At 58.5% G+C, this 15422-nt stretch carries 13 protein-coding genes and 1 pseudogene; 10 read left to right on the top strand and 4 right to left on the bottom strand.

Features of this window, described 5'->3' with window-relative positions:
* Positions 1-209, top strand: a pseudogene (locus ACR0K4_RS14970) (hypothetical protein); the annotation flags it as partial.
* A gap of 26 nt (positions 210-235) precedes the next feature.
* Positions 236-826 carry a transposase gene (locus tag ACR0K4_RS14975; RefSeq protein WP_480854616.1) on the top strand — a complete coding sequence of 197 codons (591 nt, stop codon included), beginning with the start codon at positions 236-238 and terminating at the stop codon, positions 824-826.
* A gap of 140 nt (positions 827-966) precedes the next feature.
* Here ACR0K4_RS14975 and ACR0K4_RS14980 read toward each other — a convergent pair whose 3' ends face one another.
* The gene (locus ACR0K4_RS14980) at positions 967-1521 is read right to left on the bottom strand and encodes an ActR/PrrA/RegA family redox response regulator transcription factor (protein WP_480854618.1); all 555 of its coding nucleotides are present in this window, start codon (positions 1519-1521) and stop codon (positions 967-969) included.
* 85 nt (positions 1522-1606) lie between these two features.
* The gene (locus ACR0K4_RS14985; RefSeq protein WP_480854619.1) at positions 1607-2227 is read right to left on the bottom strand and encodes an SCO family protein; all 621 of its coding nucleotides are present in this window, start codon (positions 2225-2227) and stop codon (positions 1607-1609) included.
* Positions 2228-2317: 90 nt separating this feature from the next.
* On the opposite strand from ACR0K4_RS14985, the gene regB reads away from it, so the two are divergent.
* The 8 genes from regB (at position 2318) to trxA (ending at position 14138) form a co-directional block, all read left to right on the top strand.
* A complete protein-coding gene (gene regB, locus ACR0K4_RS14990; RefSeq protein ID WP_480854621.1) occupies positions 2318-3709 on the top strand; it encodes a sensor histidine kinase RegB in 1392 nt (463 codons plus the stop codon).
* Positions 3710-3776: 67 nt separating this feature from the next.
* Complete coding sequence (locus tag ACR0K4_RS14995) at positions 3777-5285, top strand: PAS-domain containing protein (protein ID WP_480854622.1); 1509 nt, start codon at positions 3777-3779, stop codon at positions 5283-5285.
* A gap of 41 nt (positions 5286-5326) precedes the next feature.
* On the top strand, positions 5327-5797 hold the full coding sequence (gene tsaE / locus ACR0K4_RS15000) for a tRNA (adenosine(37)-N6)-threonylcarbamoyltransferase complex ATPase subunit type 1 TsaE (protein ID WP_480519700.1): 471 nt from the start codon (positions 5327-5329) through the stop codon (positions 5795-5797).
* A complete protein-coding gene (locus tag ACR0K4_RS15005; RefSeq protein ID WP_480854623.1) occupies positions 5794-6798 on the top strand; it encodes an aminoglycoside phosphotransferase family protein in 1005 nt (334 codons plus the stop codon). The genes tsaE and ACR0K4_RS15005 overlap by 4 nt, the downstream gene beginning before the upstream one ends.
* Positions 6795-7481, top strand: coding sequence for a nucleotidyltransferase family protein (locus ACR0K4_RS15010; RefSeq protein ID WP_480519704.1), 687 nt, complete (start codon positions 6795-6797; stop codon positions 7479-7481). Before ACR0K4_RS15005 ends, ACR0K4_RS15010 begins: the two co-directional genes overlap by 4 nt.
* Positions 7474-10401 (top strand): double-strand break repair protein AddB, encoded by a 2928-nt coding sequence (gene addB / locus ACR0K4_RS15015; RefSeq protein ID WP_480854624.1) that lies wholly within the window; start codon positions 7474-7476, stop codon positions 10399-10401. Before ACR0K4_RS15010 ends, addB begins: the two co-directional genes overlap by 8 nt.
* Entirely contained in the window at positions 10398-13757 is a 3360-nt protein-coding gene (addA, locus tag ACR0K4_RS15020) for a double-strand break repair helicase AddA (RefSeq protein WP_480854625.1), read from the top strand. The genes addB and addA overlap by 4 nt, the downstream gene beginning before the upstream one ends.
* A gap of 60 nt (positions 13758-13817) precedes the next feature.
* Positions 13818-14138 (top strand): thioredoxin, encoded by a 321-nt coding sequence (trxA, locus tag ACR0K4_RS15025; protein WP_039542610.1) that lies wholly within the window; start codon positions 13818-13820, stop codon positions 14136-14138.
* A gap of 59 nt (positions 14139-14197) precedes the next feature.
* Here the strand turns inward: trxA and ACR0K4_RS15030 are convergent, their stop codons facing one another.
* Together ACR0K4_RS15030 and ACR0K4_RS15035 are read right to left on the bottom strand one after the other, a co-directional pair.
* Complete coding sequence (locus tag ACR0K4_RS15030; protein WP_480519710.1) at positions 14198-14965, bottom strand: FkbM family methyltransferase; 768 nt, start codon at positions 14963-14965, stop codon at positions 14198-14200.
* A gap of 175 nt (positions 14966-15140) precedes the next feature.
* The gene (locus tag ACR0K4_RS15035; RefSeq protein WP_480519712.1) at positions 15141-15335 is read right to left on the bottom strand and encodes a DUF1127 domain-containing protein; all 195 of its coding nucleotides are present in this window, start codon (positions 15333-15335) and stop codon (positions 15141-15143) included.
* Positions 15336-15422: the final 87 nt, after the last annotated feature.

A 15422-nucleotide genomic window follows, 5' to 3' on the forward strand; every position in this document is an offset into this window, starting at 1 on the left:
ATGATGCCGCATTCGGCGCGTCCACCAAAGTCGTTCCCAAATACATCTCGCCGGTGGACCCTGCGGCGCGCTGGACAGGCGCCGATGGAGGGGCAGCCTTCTTCGCCTATTCCACCAACTATATGGTAGATTTGGACAATGCGGTGATCGTGGACGTCGAGCCTCAGTGCCGATCCGGACCGCTGAGGCTTTCGCCGCGCGGCGGATGATTGACTGAATCACCGACCGCTTCGACATGACACCAGATAAGCTAGTGGGCGATACGGGTTACGGATCAGCAGAGATGTTGGGCTGGTTGGTCGAAGAGCGCGGCATCGACCCGCGCATTCCGGTCTGGGATAAATCCAAACGGACGGACGGCACGTTCTCACGTGAAGACTTCGTCTACGACCCGGCGACCGACAGCTACACGTGCCCGGGTAACAAAGAACTGCGGACATATCGCCGGAACTTCTCCAAGCCGCGAAAGCCCAACGGCGGCAAAGACTGGTTCATCAAAGATCGAGCGTCAAAGCACGATTGCGACGCATGCCCATTGAAAGTAAATTGCTGTCCGAGACAGCCAGCCCGAAACGTGCTTCGTTCTGTTCATGAAGCAGCACGCGACGTCGCCCGCGATATCCGCAAAACCGATGCCTACATGACCTCATTCATTCAGAGGCGCAAAGTCGAGATGCTGTTTGCGCATCTCAAGCGATACATCGGCGTGCCGATGATGCGACTTCGAAGACCAAAAGGCGCATACGAACAGTTCCAGCTCGCAGCAACGGCACAAAACCTCAGGAAACTCGCCAAGCTAGTTCCGCAACAACAACCAATAGGCTGAGAGGAACGGCAAAGCTGCTTCGAGCGCAACCCATCGGCAGATCCTGCATCGACTTCTTCAACACTATCTCCGCTAAGCAGACCTTGATCGCGTCTTCCTGACAGGAGCTAGAAAATTAGGCACCGTCTATAGGCGGTTCTCTATCGCGGACTGCGCTTTGCCAAGATCCGCTGCAAAGTCCGTCGGTGCATGTTTAGCCGCCGCGCCGTCTCGGAAACATTCCGGTCGCACAGCTCATAAACCCGCTGGATATGTTCCCAGCGCACCCGGTCCGCGCTCATGGGGTTTTCGGGTGGCGGGGGCAGTTCGTCACCCTTGGCCAGCAGCGCGTTGGTGATGTCGGTGGCATCGGCGGGTTTGGACAGATAGTCGGTCGCTCCGATCTTGACGGCGGCCACAGCCGTGGCGATGGCGCCGTAACCAGTCAATACCACAACCCGGCTGTCTGGGCGCTTTTCGCGCAGCACTTCGACCACGTCCAGGCCGTTTCCGTCCTCCAGCCTCAGATCCACAACCGCGTAAGCTGGTGGGCGGGCCGTACAGATGGCGCGGCCTGCAGCGACTGAACCTGCCGTTTCTACCGCAAAGCCACGCTTTTCCATAGCTTTGGCCAGACGCCTCAGAAACGGCTCGTCATCGTCAACCAAAAGCAGGGTGTGATCCGGGCCGATATCCAGCTGAGAAGTGTCCGCCATATTCTATTCTTTCCGCTATTTCACGACTTTGGCTTAGACATGAGTAATAGCAGCGCCATGACAAAGGTCAAACAACAGGTTTAAGCTACATGTTTTCGATGAAGCAGCCAACCTTGTCCGCCATCTGCTGGGCCGTGTCATCGCGTTTGAAAAACTCCAGAAATCCATGCTCGGGCGTGACGAGATAGGTAAAGGTGGAATGGTCGACCAGATAATACTCGTCACTTTTGTCATGCGCCTTGTAATATGTCTTGTAAGCCTGGCTTGCGGCTTTGACCTGCTCGGGTGATCCGGTCAGCGCGATGGTTTTGCCCCCCAGATTGAAGGCATAATCTGCCATGACCTCGGGCGTGTCGCGGTCCGGGTCGATCGAGATAAACAGCGGCGTCGTCGAGTGCCCGCGCTCGGCCAGGATGTCCACGGCTTCGGCGTTGCGGGACATGTCGAAAGGGCAGACGTCAGGGCAGAACGTGTATCCGAAATAAACCAGTGTCGGTTCGGTGATCACATCTGCGTCAGTGACGGTCTCACCCTGACCATTCAACAGCTCGAACGGGCCGCCGATGGCCGCCGTACCGCCTGCGATCTGGCTGGAACGGCATTGCGCAAACTGGTCGTCGGACCCGGTTCCGCGGGTCAAAAGCCACATGGCCCCAAGGCCAATGGCCAGAACAAGGGTTGCGAGAATGGCGTAAAGGCGGGTCATGGCGATGATCCTGTGACAGCGGCGTGTTGATCGTATCGGCGCGGACACCTATCAAGTTGCACAGCCGATGCAACAGGACATAATCGACCTATGAAGGATTCCAATATCAGCCTCTGGCGTGGGCAGGAACGCAGCAGCTGGATCCGCCTGCGCACCCTGATCCTGTTGCGCTGGGTCGCGATCATCGGCCAGATCACCGCCATAACCGTGGCACAACAGACCTATCACGTTCAACTTGATCTCGGGCTGTGCTATCTGGCCATCGGCATCTCGGTCCTGGGCAACCTGACGGCGATCTTCGTGTTTCCGCAGAACAAGCGTCTGACCGAGTTCGAGAACTTCCTGATGGTTTTGTTCGATCTGCTGCAATTGGCGATATTGCTGTATCTGACCGGCGGGCTGAACAACCCGTTCGCTTTGCTTCTGGTCGGCCCTGTCACGATCTCGGCCTCTGTCATGAGCACCCGGTCGACCCTGATCATCGGCACGGTCGCCGTAGTTCTGACCACACTTCTGGTTCAATTTCATGTCCCGTTGCGCACCGAGCTGGGCCTTGTGCTGGATATCCCGGATATTCTGCTGTTCGGAAACTGGGCCGCGATCGTCATCGCGATTGTCTTTATCGGCGCATATTCTCACCGCATCAGCTCGGAAGTGCGATCCATGTCCGAAGCGCTTTCGGCCACTCATATGGCTCTGGCCCGCGAACAGAAGCTGACCGATCTGGGCGGCGTTGTCGCAGCAGCCGCGCATGAACTGGGCACGCCGCTGGCCACAATCAAACTGGCCAGCTCGGAACTGATCGAAGAACTGGACGAGCGTCCAGAGTTGCAAGAGGACGCCGCCCTGATCCGAGAACAGGCGGACCGCTGTCGGGACATTCTGCGCGACATGGGGCGGGCGGGCAAAGACGACCTGCATCTGCGACAGGCTCCGCTGTCCACAGTTGTGCATGAGGCAGCGGAACCGCATATCAACCGCGGAAAGACCGTTCACTTTACCGAAGGGCCTGCCGATGACGGGGATGTTCAGCAACCTTCGATCCTGCGCAAACCCGAGATTATTCACGGCCTGCGCAACCTGATCCAGAATGCCGTCGATTTTGCGCGCACGGATGTCTGGGTCGAGGCCGAATGGACATCCGAGAAAATCACCATCTGCATCATGGATGATGGCCGTGGTTACCCTGTACATATGATCGGTCGGATCGGGGATCCATTCATGCGGCGCAGGCGCGCCGAGCGCAGCGCCCGCCCGGAATACGAAGGCATGGGTCTGGGTCTCTTCATTGCGAAAACTCTGCTGGAACGCAGCGGCGCCGAGTTGCAGTTTGCCAACGGCTCTGACCCCTATCAGACCCTGACGAACTTGTCCGACCGGACCGGGGCCATTGTCAAAGTGGCCTGGCCCCGGAAAATCATTGATGCGCAGACAGGCGACACTCCGGTTCCCTCGGGTGTAAATCAACCTTTTGAGATCTGAGTTAAGGCCCCGTTAACACTTGGTCGCGATAAACAGCCCCTGATGGTTAACGGAGAGTTTTTGACCCATGACCGACTGGCTCATACTTGCGGTCGTCAGCCTGGTTTCGGCCTGTTTCGCAATTGTGTGGCTTATGCCACGGCACATGCTGAGGAATGACAGTTTTGGCCTGTCTGCGCGGGATTGCCTGTTCGATGTGGTGTTTCTGTTTGATGGGGACAGGCTGATCAGCCATTCAGATATTGCGCTGGCCGGGTATGAGGCTGTTCGGGACTGGAAAGACCTCCACAGATTGCTGAACCGCGACTTCCCATCTTTTCCGGACTCGCCGGATATCGTCCGCAATGAAGGCAGTCTTGTGGTCTCGGCCATCGACTGCACCGTCGAGCGCGAGGTTCTTTGCGAATGGATCGACGGCATCGTGCGGGTCCAGATGCGAGAGCTGACCCTGGCCCCCACCCCTGCCCGACGCGATCCCAACGATCCTGTCAGACTGGCGATGGACAAGGCCCCGTATCCGGTTTGGTTGATTGATCATGAGGCGCGGGTTGGCTGGTGCAACGCCGCGTATGTCACGCTGGTTCGCAAAATCCGCGGTACGGATGCTGACCTGACCGAGCCGTTGATCCCGACCATTCAGGATGACACACAACTGGATCGCAAGATCCGCGTGTCAATTTCTGCAGATGGTGCGGACGCCAAGCTTTGGTTCGATCTGACCTGTATGCGGCGCGAGCAGGGTTTGCTGTGTTATGCGGTCGACGTCAACGCGATTGTCGAGGCCGAAACCACGCAGCGCAAATTCGTGCAGACCATGACAAAAACCTTCGCGCAATTGTCCATCGGTCTGGCGATCTTCGACCGCAACCGGCAACTTGCTCTGTTCAATCCCGCGCTGATTGATCTGACCGGATTGCCTCCGGATTTCCTCAGCTGTCGCCCCAGCCTGTCCAGCTTTTTTGACCGGATGCGGGATCAGCACATGATGCCCGAGCCCAAAAATTACCGCAGTTGGCGGCGCCAGATGGACGATCTTCTAGAGGCGGCACAGGATGGAAGTTATCAGGAGACCTGGTCGCTCCCGTCCGGGTCGGTTTATTCGGTCAGCGGGCGACCCCATCCGGATGGAGCTGTTGCCTTCCTGTTCGAGGACATTACGGCCGAAATCACGTTGACCCGGCGGTTCCGGTCGGAAATGGACCTGATGCAATCCATTCTGGACAAGCTGGCCGACGCCATTGCCGTCTTTTCCGATGACGGGTCGCTGGCTCTTACGAATTATGCCTATCAAACCCTTTGGGGCGACAGCGACGAGACCGGCTTTGACCCCGTCACCATCCTTGATGTCACCCGTGCGTGGCAAGACCACTGCATGGCGTCTCCGGTTCTTGGAGAAATCCGGGATTTCGTAAAGTCACGCGAGAACCGCGCGGAATGGAGCGCTGAGATTCGGATGCGAGACGGTCGCGACATGACCTGCACCGTCAGTCCAATGCAGAACGGCGCTACCATCGTTCGTTTTACACATGTCAACACGATGGAACCAATGGCGGGAATACGGAAAATCAGCGCCTGAACCGGGTTGCAGCCGCTTCGGGGCGGGTCCATTGTGGCGCCATGACTGCGCCTGTCTCGATCCTGTTGAATTCGCCCGAGGAAACCTCGGATCTTGCGGCGCGTTTGGCCCGGTGTCTGCGGCCCGCTGACGTCATCCTTCTGGGCGGAGAAATTGGCAGCGGAAAAACCCATTTTGCCCGCGCCCTGATCCAGTCGTCGATGGACCGGATCGAAGATGTCCCGTCGCCTACATTCACCCTTGTGCAAGTCTATGACACACAGATCGGAGAGATCTGGCACGCCGATCTCTATCGTCTGTCCTCGGAATTCGAGATCGATGAATTGGGGTTGGCAGAGGCATTTGACTCTGCGATTTGCCTGATCGAATGGCCCGAAAAACTGGGCGCTCTGACGCCCGCATCCGCCCTGAGCCTCCGGTTTCGGACCGATCCCGAGGTTTTGGGCAGACGGCATCTGGAAATCTCGTGGTCCGATCCGGTTTGGATGCGAAAGCTGGAGGCGATAAAATGACAAACCGGGCTGTTCTCGCCGAAGCCCTGATTGCCCGAACCACCTGGGCCGGGGCAAGCCGCGCTCCGCTTGCCGGGGACGCATCGAACCGGAAATACGAACGCGTGACCGACACGGCCAGCGGCAGAACCGCCGTGTTGATGGATGCACCACCCGAAAAAGGCGAAGATGTCGAAGCCTTTGTGCGCGTGGCCCAGTATCTGCGCTCGCTCGGCCTCAGCGCGCCCGAGATATATGCCGAAGACGCTCAGTATGGCTTTCTTTTGCTTGAGGATCTGGGCGATGCTCTGTTCGCCCGCGTGTTGCAGGCCGAGCCGCAGCTTGAACGGACCCTCTATGACGCGGCGACAGATGTACTCGTACATCTCCACCAAGGGTCCACATTGGCACTGGACAGCTATGATCCGGCGATGATGACCGATTTGGCTGCCCTGTCCTTTACCAAATACGCCAAGGGAATTCAGGGAAGTTTCGATGCTCCGGCCCGAACGCAGTTTGAATCGCGGTTTGCGGATATCCTTCATACAGAAACCGGCGGACAGCGCGTTGTGGTACAACGGGACTATCACGCCGAAAACCTGATCTGGCTGCCCGAGCGTGGCGGGCTGGCGCGTGTCGGGTTGCTGGATTTCCAGAGCGCAATGCTTGGGCATCCCGCGTATGATCTGATGTCTCTGTTGCAGGATGTTCGGCGCAGGGTGCCCGCCGGGATCGAGATGCGCATGATCGATCGCTACATCTCGGCCACCGGCACGGATGCGCATAGGTTTCATACCGCTTACGCGGTACTGGGCGCTCAGCGCAATCTGCGCATTCTGGGCGGGTTTGCCCGACTGGCGACAGAATACGGAAAGCCCAACTATATCGATCTGATACCGTCGGCCTGGACCCATTTGATGCGCAACCTGGAACATCCGGCGTTGGCACAGGTGGCCGGGCTCTTGCGCGACGCGCTGCCCCGACCAACACCTGAAAATCTGGAAAGGCTGAGGGCCCGATGACCACCACGCCGCAGGCCGTCATGTTATTCGCTGCGGGTTTTGGAACCCGCATGGGCGCGCTGACCAAGAACCGCCCCAAGCCCTTGATCGATGTGGCCGGTCGCCCGCTGATCGATCACGCGCTGGATCTTGTAGATGAAATCGCGCCCCGGAAGGTCGTCGCAAACACCCATTACCGGGCCGACCAGATAGAGGCGCATCTAAAGCCCAGAAACGTAACCATCTCACACGAGACCCCGACCATACTGGAAACCGGCGGTGGATTGCGGGCCGCGCTGCCCCTACTGGGCGCAGGGCCTGTTTTCACGATGAACTCCGATGCCATTTGGACAGGACCCAACCCGCTGAAATTACTTCGTGATGCATGGAATCCGGATTGTATGGACGCTTTGCTGATGTGTGTCCCGACCGGGCAGGCCATCGGCCATTCCGGTCAGGGTGATTTCCGTTCGGACCCAGATGGCAGGATTACGCGTGGTCCGGGCTTGATCTATGGCGGAGCGCAGATACTGAAAACCGAAGGGCTGGCTGATATCGCTGACACAGCTTTCTCATTGAACGTGTTATGGGATCGAATGCAGACGCAGGGTCGGCTGTTCGCGGTATCCTATCCGGGCCGTTGGTGCGATGTCGGTCGACCAGAAGGAATCGCAATGGCCGAAGGGCTGCTGGCCAATGTTTGACACAAGCGCCCTGCCCCGGGTGTTTGCGGTGCCACCTGGTGCCGATTTTCCCAAATCGCTGGTTGACGGGCTGCGCAGCCGCAGCGCCGATCACCCGCCCGAAGATTTGGCGCGGGTCGAGCTGGTGCTAAACACACGCCGCATGGCGCGCTGGGTCCGTGAACTGTTTGACCAGGGCCCTGCCTGTCTGTTGCCACGTCTGTCTCTGGTCACGGATTTAGGGGAAACCGTCGATCTGGCGCAGGTTCCCCCGGCAATTCCGCCTTTGCGTCGGCGTCTGGAACTGACCCGCTTGATCAGCAAATTGTTGGACCAGCAACCTGATCTGGCGGCACGGTCTTCGGTGTTTGACCTGTCCGACAGTTTGGCCACCCTGATTGATGAGATGCAGGGCGAAGGTGTTTCAGCTGACGCGATCCGACAGCTGGATGTCAGCGATATGTCCGGTCACTGGGCGCGCGCGCAGGCATTCATCGGGATCGCTGACCGGTTCATTGAGGCCGACGACAATGCGCTGGATGTGCAGGCTCGGCAACGGCGCGTGGTTGAAAACCTGATCACCCGATGGGAAACCGCGCCGCCGCAACACCCGGTCATTCTTGCAGGCTCGACCGGTTCACGCGGAACAACGCTGATGCTGATGGAGGCGGTGGCCCGGTTGCCACAAGGGGCGCTGATCCTACCGGGGTTTGATTTTGACCAGCCTGACCACGTTTGGGCGAGTCTGACGGACGGGTTGAGTTCGGAGGATCATCCGCAATTCCGGTTCTATAAGCTGATGGCCCGGCTGGGGCTGAACCCTGATCAGATCAAACGCTGGACCCCGGTTGAACCGCCCTCGCCCGCACGCAACGCATTGATCTCACTTGCTTTGCGCCCCGCTCCGATTACGGATGCCTGGATGTCCGAAGGCCCTCGATTGACGGGTCTTGATCAGGCAACCGCGGATCTGACACTGGTCGAGGCGCAATCCCCCCGGACCGAGGCATTGTCCATTGCCCTGCGCCTGCGTCAGGCCGCCGAAGTAGGCCAAACCGCCGCCCTGATTACGCCTGACCGCATGCTGACCCGTCAGGTCGGCGCGGCGTTGGATCAGTGGAACATCCTGCCCGATGACAGCGCAGGCCTGCCGCTGCAGCTTTCGCCTCCTGGTCGGTTTCTGCGGCATGTGGCAAACCTGTTTGCGCGGCGGCTGGATGGCGAGACATTGCTGACCCTGCTCAAGCATCCGCTGTGTCACGATGGCGGCGCGCGCGGCGAACATCTGCTGAATACCCGCGAGCTTGAGCTGGACTTGCGCCGGCACGGGATTCCGTTCCCCGATCCGGAGAACCTTGCCGCTTTGGCTCTGCGCGCGAAATTGCCTGATCCCTGGGTGCAATGGGTAACCGCTCAATTCTGCAACCAACAGATTTCAGGTGAACGCCAGCTATCAGACTGGGTGGCAGACTTGCGTGCTTTGGCGCAGGCCATTTCTGCGGGCAGCGCAGGTGAAACAGGCACCCTTTGGGATAAAAACGCCGGGCAAAAAGCGCAGTCTGTGATAACCGCGCTCGAGACAGAAGCGCAACATGGCGGCCCGATGACGGCGCATGACTTTGCCGATTTGCTGGGCGCCTTGTTGGCAAACGAAGAGGTACGCGACCGCGACGCACCACATCCTCATATCATGATCTGGGGTACGCTTGAGGCACGGGTGCAGGGCGCTGATCTTCTGATCCTTGGCGGTTTGAACGAAGGCAGTTGGCCCGAAGCTGCCGCACCCGATCCCTGGTTGAATCGTCAGATGCGTGACAAGGTCGGGCTGTTGCTGCCCGAGCGACGCATCGGTCTGTCGGCGCATGATTTCCAGCAGGCCGTCGGCGCGCCCGAGGTTTGGCTGACCCGCGCAATCCGGTCCGATGATGCGGAAACGGTTCCGTCCCGCTGGTTGAACCGACTGACCAATTTGCTGAGCGGCCTGCCCGGACAAGGCGGGCCCGAAGCGCTGGCGAACATGCGCGCGCGTGGACAAAAATGGCTGCACTGGGCCGGGCAGTTAGAACACGCGCCCAGAGTCGCAGCCGCCCCACGCCCCTCACCGCGGCCTCCTGTGGCAGCCAGACCGCGTCGGTTGACGGTCACCGAGATCAAGCGGTTGATCCGTGATCCCTATGCGATTTATGCCAAACATGTGCTGCGGCTAAAGCCTCTGGACCCGCTGATACAAACCCCGGACGCCTTGTTGCGCGGTATTGTTGTTCACGAGATTCTGGAGCACTTCATCCGGGACAGCGTATTGGATACCGCGCTTTTGACCCGAGAGAACTTCCTGAAACGCGCGGAATCTCTGCTACAACAACATGTCGCCTGGCCCACCGCACGCAAATTGTGGTTGGCGCGCCTGGACCGGATCGCCGATGACTTGTTGACTGCGGAAATCGGACGGCGCAAGGACGGCGGACCCGTCGCCTTTGAAGCTGCGATGAGCCTGCAGCTGCACCCGCTGGACTTTACCATCGCGGGTCGTGCAGACCGGATTGATCGAAACAGCCGCGGCGCTTTGCGGCTGGTCGATTACAAAACTGGTGCCCCGCCGACCGAAAGCCAGCAAGCCAGGTTTGACAAACAACTGCTGATCGAAGCGGCTATTGCCGAACAGGGTGGACTTGAGGGCTTTGACCCGCTGACTGTGGCCGAGGCGGTCTTTATCGGCGTCGGCGCCAGCTACAAGGAAGTGCCGGCCCCATTGTCGAAGGAACCTGTAGACAAGATTGTGTCAGAGCTAAAAGAACTGGTTTCCGCCTATTTAGAACCTAATCAAGGCTTTTCATCCCGTCGGATGCTGCATAAGGACACCGATATCGGCGATTACGACCATCTGGCGCGTTTTGGTGAGTGGGACCGAACGGATGAAACGCAACCGGAGGATCTGACGTGAGCGCTCGCAACGACGCGACCGAGCGGCAGGTTCAGGCGGCGCGGCCTGATGCCTCGACCTGGCTGGCCGCCAATGCGGGATCAGGCAAGACACGGGTCCTGACCGACCGTGTCGCGCGATTGCTGCTGGACGGGGTGCAGCCGCAACACATTCTGTGCCTGACCTATACCAAAGCCGCCGCCAGCGAGATGCAGAACCGGCTGTTCAAACGGCTGGGTGAATGGGCGATGCTGGACGATGATCGGCTTCTGGCTCAGCTGTCCGATCTGGGCGTGCCCGGCCTGATCGATCCCGAACGGTTGGCACAGGCCCGAACCTTGTTTGCCCGGGCGATCGAAACACCCGGCGGATTGAAAATTCAGACGATCCACTCATTCTGCGCATCGCTTTTGCGCCGGTTTCCGCTGGAAGCGGGCGTCAGTCCGCAGTTTTCCGAGATGGAGGATCGGGCCGCCGCATTGCTGCGCCAAGAGATACTCGAGGATTTTGCCGAAAGCCCGCATGCCACTTTGATCGACGAAGTGGCTCGGTTTGTCACTGATACCGGCTTTGACACCCTGACTGCCGCCGTGACACACAGGCGCAGCCAGTTTGCGCATCCGTTGGGATGGGATGCCATACTGGCGCGCTTCGGTTTACCCGATGGGTTCAACGAAGACACCTTGCTGTCGCGCATCTTTTTGGGCGGAGAGGTCGATCTGATCCGCTCAATCCTGCCCGTGCTGACGGAAAGCGGCGGCAACAACGCCAAGGCGGCCGCCAAACTGGCAACGTTCACCGATCCTCGTATCAACAGCCTGCCAGTTCTGGAAGCTGTGTTTCTGACCGGAAAAGCGGCGAAGGAACCATTCACCGCCAAAATCAACAGTTTCCCGACCAAAGCACTTCGCGAAGGTGCGCTGGCCGGGAAGATGCCGCAACTCGAAGCACTGATGCTGCGCGTTGAAGCAGCGCGCGAGCAGCGGCTGGCGCTTGTGGCGGCGCGCAAAACACATGTCCTGCATCGATTTGCATCCGCTTTCCTGCCGGAATACGAGCGACGCAAACAGCAACGCGGCTGGCTGGATTTCGACGACCTGATCCTGCGCGCGCGGCAGGTGTTGAACGATCCGGCGGTAGCTGAATGGGTTTTGTACCGGCTGGATGGCGGAATCGATCACATCCTGGTGGACGAAGCGCAAGACACCAGCCCGGATCAGTGGGATGTCGTCGAGAAACTGGCACAGGAATTCACCAGCGGAGAGGGCGCACGCTCGGGCGTAGAGCGCACCATTTTCGTTGTCGGCGACAAAAAACAATCGATCTATTCGTTTCAGGGCGCCGACCCACAAGCCTTTGATCGCATGCAGCAGGAATTCGGGCGAAAACTGACTGAATCTGGCTCTAAATTGTGGGATTCGACGCTGGAATATTCGTTCCGATCCTCCAGCGCGATCCTTTCACTGGTCGATATCCTCTTTGAAAATCAGGCACAGGCCGGATTCCACAAGGACAGTCAGCACCGCGCCTTCAAGGCAGACCTGCCCGGGCGTGTGGACCTGTGGCCTGTGGTCGAAAAGGTCGAGGACGATGACGAGATCGACTGGACCGACCCGGTGGACCGACCCGGTGCGCGTCATCATACAGTGATATTGGCCGAACAGGTTGCGGCATCCATCAAGGCGATGATCGACCGCGGCGAAACTATCCCAGAAGATGGTGACGCACCTGGTGCGTTCGTGCGCCGCAAAGTGCAGCCGGGCGACTTTTTGATCCTCGTACAGCGTCGCTCGGATCTGTTTGCCGAGATCATCCGCGCGTGCAAGGCCAGGCATTTGCCCATCGCCGGGGCTGACAGGCTGAAAGTGGGCGCGGAACTTGCGGTCAAGGATTTGGCGGCTCTGCTGAGCTTTCTCGCGACACCCGAAGACAGCCTGTCTTTGGCGACAGTCCTGAAATCTCCGTTGTTAGGGTGGTCGGAACAGCAATTGTTCGATCTGGCCCATCGGCGGCAGGACAAATTTCTGTGGGCAGCCCTGCGCCAAAGGGCCGAGGAGTATCCCGAAACACTTGGCATTCTGAACGATCTTCGGGCCCAAATCGATTTTCTGCGCCCTTATGATCTGATCGAGCGTATCCTGACCCGCCACAATGGTCGCCGCAACCTGTTGGGCCGGTTGGGGGCCGAAGCCGAAGACGGGATTAACGCGCTTCTGTCGCAGGCGCTGGCTTATGAACGGACCGATATTCCCAGCCTGACCGGATTCCTTACCTGGATGCAAACCGACGATCTTGAGATCAAACGACAGATGAGCGGCGTCGGAAACATGATCCGCGTGATGACCGTGCATGGCTCAAAAGGGCTGGAGGCCCCGATCGTCATTCTGCCCGATACCGGCAAACGACGGGCGCCGCGTGATGCCGAGATCATGGTGGCCGAGGGCACAGCCTTGTGGAAAGTCCCTGCTGATGCGTCGCCGCGCCTGATTGCCGAGGCGCGGGTCGAGGCGCGCGAGAGGGAAGAAAATGAACGGCTTCGGTTGCTATATGTGGCTCTAACACGAGCAGAAAAAAGGTTAATTGTTGCAGCCGCGGGTGATATCGGGAAGGATGGATCAAGTTGGTATCAAATGGTTCAAACCGCAATGACGCGTGCCGGGGCGACACAGATACCCGGCTCGGATACGCTGCGGCTGTCCCATGGCGATTGGGACGGGCTGCAGAAGATTACGCCCGAGGAAAACAAAGATATACCCGAAGATCTGCCAAAGGTATTTGCCTCACCCATACCGTCACCGGCACCCGTACCCGATACGCTGAGCCCGTCCGATCTGGGCGGCGCCAAGGCGCTGCCCGGCGACACAGGTCTGGATGAAGAGGCCGCCAAACTGCGCGGCACGCGCCTGCACCTGCTGCTGGAGCATCTTCCGTCGGTAGCACCGGACAACTGGACGCAGCTTTGCGCGCGGGTTCTGCCTGATATGCAAGACGCGGAGCGGCAAGCCTTGCTGAGCGAAGCAGCACTTGTGCTGACGGCCGAACATTTAAAGCCTGTTTTCGCGCCAGATACCCTTGCCGAAATTCCCATATCGGCCGATCTGATGGGTCGGCGTGTGCATGGCGTTATTGATCGCCTCATTGTGTCGGAAACGGATATTCAGGTCATTGATTTCAAATCGAATATGATGGTCCCCGACAACCCAACCGCTTGCCCAGAAGGCCTGTTGCGGCAGATGGGAGCCTATGCGGAGGCGCTTGCGCAAATATATCCGGGCCGGGACATCAGAACCGCGATCCTTTGGACCCGCACCGCACAGTTGATGTGGCTGCCACACGATATTGTGACGGACGCATTGCGTCGCGCCCAGATATCTTGACGTCCGAATACCCCGCACCTAGGTTCTGTGACCAAGCATTCCCCATTCAGGAGACAGAATATGTCGACCGTAGCCGTAACTGACGACACCTTTGACGCCGAGGTCAAGAACTCTGACATCCCTGTGGTTGTCGATTTCTGGGCCGAATGGTGTGGCCCATGCAAGCAGATCGGCCCCGCTCTGGAAGAGCTGGCGACCGAGTATGGTGGCAAGGTGAAAATTGCCAAGGTTGATGTGGACAGCAACCCGAACGCTGCAGCGGCCATGGGCGTGCGCGGTATCCCCGCGCTGTTCATCTTCAAGGACGGTCAGGTTGTGTCGAACCGTGCCGGCGCCGCCCCAAAGGCAGCACTGCAAAGCTGGATTGACGAATCCATCTGATCTTTGATCAAGTACGTTGAAAGGAGCGCCTCTCGTGGGCGTTCCTTTTTTATTTGACTTCAAGTCGCTGGATACTCGGTCCATTCCACAGGCAGGGTCAGTGCCGGGATATGCGCGCGGTGCGGCACATCCAACCGATGCGGCAAGGCGTCAACTGGCGTGATTTTCTTAACCCGATCCCGCCGCACAAAAGTCGCCTCGATCACACGCGGGAATGCCACGCCTTCGAACTCGACAACGCCTGATGCGTTGTTGGGATGCAAATGAGCACAGATAAAGCTTTCCTTCAGGGCAGACAAAGCAGGATATGCTTGCTGGAAGCGCCGCGCCTTTGTCAGAATCGACGGAATGCCGTGAAGCTCAATTACGATGATCCGAAATCTGTTCAGCTCAGACCGCGACAGTGGAGCAAGCACTTTGTACTCTGCGCCCTCGATATCCATCTGCAAGATCAGATCACCAGCTGCCGGGGCGGATTGCGCCATCCAGTCCTTTAGCGAGATCACCTGATCACCGGTTTCCTCGGCCAGGTGTTTTTGAATGAACTCTGCATGGGGCACGGTCAGAACAGGGGACTCAACCGACCCGTCCGCCATGAAGGATCGAATGCCATGTTTCGCCAGATCGAGCTCGAAACTGGATTGCAGTGACACACCCGGCGAAAAACATGCGGCGATGTCCTCGAGATCATTGGGCAGCAAATAGCCACCATCCCCGAACGCGCCGATACGGATCAGATGATAGCCAAGATCATAAGGTCGAATGACGTCGGCAAGAAACGCGCGACGTTGCTGGGTGGTCATTTCCGTATCGGTAAGCTGAGACATGCAATTTCTGCTGTGAAAACACCGGTTGGCACAGCCTTGTGTGTCATGGGATCAGCCGCGTTTCAAGAACTGCCGTTTCTAGGTCGCTCGATCATCCCGAAATCAACAAGACATGAAAAAGCCGCCTGGATGAACCGGCGGCTTGTCTCATCAGCATGGATTTTAGATCGATGGATCAGATCTTTTCGATTTCGGCCCGTGTCAGGCCGATATCGTCCAGTTGCTCATCGCTCAGGGCCGACAGTTCCTTGCGGGTTTTGCGGTTGTTGTTCCATTCGACAGCGTTTTCGAAAGTGCCGAGAAATGCGTCCACTACATGCAGGATGGTGACTGCTCCGAGCGGCGCATGGGTTTTGGCAATAGCAGCCATTTGCGCGTTCCTTATATCTGAAACAGCCGACCTCGTGTCGGTTGTGGGGCTGATGTAACCTGCGCCTCAGAGACTCACAATTGCCGG

The organism is Ruegeria sp. K11 (assembly GCF_056531905.1).

Coding starts and splice junctions, on each gene's coding strand:
- ACR0K4_RS14975 (WP_480854616.1), top strand. CDS start 236: ATGACACCAGATAAGCTAGTGGGCGATACGGGTTACGGATCAGCAGAG.
- ACR0K4_RS14980 (WP_480854618.1), bottom strand. CDS start 1,521: ATGGCGGACACTTCTCAGCTGGATATCGGCCCGGATCACACCCTGCTT.
- ACR0K4_RS14985 (WP_480854619.1), bottom strand. CDS start 2,227: ATGACCCGCCTTTACGCCATTCTCGCAACCCTTGTTCTGGCCATTGGC.
- regB (WP_480854621.1), top strand. CDS start 2,318: ATGAAGGATTCCAATATCAGCCTCTGGCGTGGGCAGGAACGCAGCAGC.
- ACR0K4_RS14995 (WP_480854622.1), top strand. CDS start 3,777: ATGACCGACTGGCTCATACTTGCGGTCGTCAGCCTGGTTTCGGCCTGT.
- tsaE (WP_480519700.1), top strand. CDS start 5,327: ATGACTGCGCCTGTCTCGATCCTGTTGAATTCGCCCGAGGAAACCTCG.
- ACR0K4_RS15005 (WP_480854623.1), top strand. CDS start 5,794: ATGACAAACCGGGCTGTTCTCGCCGAAGCCCTGATTGCCCGAACCACC.
- ACR0K4_RS15010 (WP_480519704.1), top strand. CDS start 6,795: ATGACCACCACGCCGCAGGCCGTCATGTTATTCGCTGCGGGTTTTGGA.
- addB (WP_480854624.1), top strand. CDS start 7,474: ATGTTTGACACAAGCGCCCTGCCCCGGGTGTTTGCGGTGCCACCTGGT.
- trxA (WP_039542610.1), top strand. CDS start 13,818: ATGTCGACCGTAGCCGTAACTGACGACACCTTTGACGCCGAGGTCAAG.
- ACR0K4_RS15030 (WP_480519710.1), bottom strand. CDS start 14,965: ATGTCTCAGCTTACCGATACGGAAATGACCACCCAGCAACGTCGCGCG.
- ACR0K4_RS15035 (WP_480519712.1), bottom strand. CDS start 15,335: ATGGCTGCTATTGCCAAAACCCATGCGCCGCTCGGAGCAGTCACCATC.